The organism is Acinetobacter sp. ANC 3882 (genome assembly GCF_022549545.1).
Classification (GTDB): Bacteria; Pseudomonadota; Gammaproteobacteria; order Pseudomonadales; family Moraxellaceae; genus Acinetobacter.
This window is the reverse complement of sequence record NZ_JAKZGB010000032.1, coordinates 1-282: the sequence shown is the minus strand read 5'-3', so window position 1 is coordinate 282 and position 282 is coordinate 1. Positions and strand designations below refer to the sequence as shown.

The window sequence follows — 282 nt, the reverse complement described above, 5'->3', positions numbered from 1 at the left end:
GAAAGGTGATAGCAACATCACCAGCAGCACCACAGCAGATGGGGTGCAACTTGGTTTGGGGAATACCATTAAAGTGGGTACTGCAAATCCAGTCACCATTGATGGCACAGCAGGCACGATTGGCGGCTTAAGCAATAAAACTTGGAACGGCACAGCGGTATCAGGTCAAGCAGCAACTGAAGACCAATTGGCATCAGTAGACAGCAAGTTAGGTTCTTTAGACGATGCAGCCGTTAAATACGACGATGCAACGACCAAAGACAAGATCACGCTTGCAGGTGC

Annotated in this window: 1 protein-coding gene; it reads left to right on the top strand. The window is 48.9% G+C overall.

Annotation, left to right across the window (positions count from 1 at the left end; genetic code table 11):
• On the top strand, positions 1–282 hold a 282-nt coding region (locus MMO42_RS18140; protein ID WP_241321586.1), incomplete at both ends, for a hypothetical protein.